At 72.7% G+C, this 2326-nt stretch carries 2 pseudogenes; both read left to right on the forward strand.

Annotated features, from left to right (window positions below):
• Window positions 1-492, forward strand: a pseudogene (locus R6V09_RS51130) (hypothetical protein); the annotation flags it as partial.
• 3 nt (window positions 493-495) lie between these two features.
• Window positions 496-2326: pseudogene (locus R6V09_RS51135) on the forward strand (hypothetical protein); the annotation flags it as partial.

Consider the following 2326-nt stretch of genomic DNA (forward strand, 5'->3'; position numbering starts at 1 on the left):
CGGTTGATCGCGCGGGGCTCGGGTCCCAACGACTGGCGCCGCTACCCGCCCGGTCTCGTCGACGCGTCCGAGACCGCGGTGTCCTGGACCGTCCACGCACTCGGCGCGCGACGGCAGTTCGAGGTCGACGTCGTCGCGCATGTCGCGGCGCCCGCCACCGGTGCGCGCCTCGCGGCGGAGGTCCGGGTGAACGACGGTCCGCGGAAACGGGTCGCGCTCGCCAGGCGGGACGACATGTGGACCGGCCGGGCGGACCTGGACCTGCCGCCCGGCGAGACCCGGCCGCGCGTCGAACTCGGTGTGCTGCTGCCCGGCTTCGACCCGGGACCGGGCCCCGAATCCGCCAGCGAACGCGACGCGATCCGCGCGCTGGTGCGGCGGCGCCTCACGGCGGCGACACAGCCCGTTGCGTACGGCGCGCCACCGCACGGCAGTTCACCCGCCCCGTTCCTCGCCGAGATCGCGGCCGCCACCACCGATGAGGACTACTGACGGATGCCGGACCAGGAAGACGACACGGCAGATGATGTCGGCGCGGTGACACCGCTCTATGGCGAACCGTTCGACAGCGGTCTGGCCCAGGCCGAGGAACATCACCTCAACGCCGATGTCGCCGCCGCGATCGCCGTCTACGAGGAGTTGCTCACGCTGGCCGAGTCCCTTGAGGACTCCCCCGACGTACGGTTCCTGCGCGCGCACCTGCTGGCGAACGTCGCGAGCGTCCAGCTCGCCGCCACGGACCTGGTGGCGGCGGAGGAGGCCATCGACCGGTCCCACGCCCTGCTCGACGGCATCGCGTCGGCGCCGATGGGGCCGCGCGGCCGTCAGCTGTGGCTGGAGATGGTGCTGCGGACACTGATCGCCAGGGCCGATCTGCTGCGCAGGACCGGGCGCCTGGACGAGGCGCTGGCCTGTCTCGACGAGGCGGCGCTCAGACTGCCCGGGTTCGACGACCCCGACGGACTGCGCACCTCCGAACTCGGCCTGAACCGGGTGCACTTGCTGATGGACCGGGGCGCATGGGGAGCCGCTGAGGAACAGGCGTCGGCGCTGTTGTCGACCACACCGGAGACGGCGGTGGAGACCATCCCGCGACTGCTGGTCGCCCTCGGTCTGATCTGCTCCTCGACCGGACGCTTCGACGCGGCCGAGGACCACTTCGCGCGCGCCGAGGACCGCTTCCGGGCGTTGGGCGACACCGGTGAGCAGCAGGTGCTGCTGGCGCACCGGGCGTACGCCGCGATGCACCGGGGCGAACTCGACCTCGCCGAGCGGTTGTTCGCGGAGGCGTCCGCGTTCTTCGAGCGGCAGCGGTGGTTCGGCGACCTCGCGGTCTGCGAGCAGGCGCGCGCCTTCCTCGCCGGTCAGCGCGGCGACGACACCGGCGCGGAGGGCCTGTTGACGGCGAGCCTGGAACGGTTCGAACGGCTCGGTGCCTCGATCGCCGCCGCCGACAGCATGCTGCTCGGCGCCCAACACGCCTACGCCCGGGGCGACATCGACGAGATGAAGCGGCTGGCCCAGGAAGCCAGGGACGTGTACCAGGAACGGGGGGTGTTCGAGCGGTGCGCGCAGGTCGACCTCATGCTCGCGCGCACCCTTGAGGACAACCTGAACCGGACGGACCACGGCGACCGGGAGCAGGAGTCCATCGGCAACGCGCTCTCCCTCGCGCTGCCCGCCGCACTGGCCCTGGAGGCGGCACGCTACGACTTCGCCACCGCCCATGCGCGCAGTGAGTGGCTGCGGCTCGCCGAGGACGCCGTACGGCTGGTGTTCCGTCTGGCGATGCGCCGACAGGACCAAGGGCTGCTCTTCGAACTGGCCGAACACCGTTGCGCGGGCGCCTCGTTGGCCCTGAATCCGAGCCCGGCGTCCGCCCCGGTCGAGGACCTCGCGTCCGTCTTCCCCAATGCGGCCATGAAGACGTACCGGCACGGCGCGGACGGGCACGCGAACGGCACGATGACGCTCGGTGGGGTGGCCGCCGAGGCCGCGGCCTCCGCCGGACTGCGGGTCTCGCCGCCGCCGAAGGTACGGATGTCGGCGCAGCCGGGCCCGGGACGCGTCGCGCTCCAGGAGTACATCGAGGCGGCCGAGTTCCGTTATCGCCGGCGGATCGTGCACGAGGAGGAGGTGGCGTCCTGGGTCACCGACGACATGACGAGCCGCCCGGTGGTCCAGGTCCGGCTGGCCGACGCCGGTGATCTGTTCATGACCTGGACCTGGGCCGGCGGGGCCCGGGGGTTCGGCACCGGTCACGGCCCCGGTGACGAGGTCGACCGGGCGGTCCGCGCTCTCGCCGACGCCCTGCCGGGGGCGGGCG

This window comes from Streptomyces sp. W16 (genome assembly GCF_033194735.1).
In the GTDB taxonomy this organism is placed as follows: domain Bacteria; phylum Actinomycetota; class Actinomycetes; order Streptomycetales; family Streptomycetaceae; genus Streptomyces.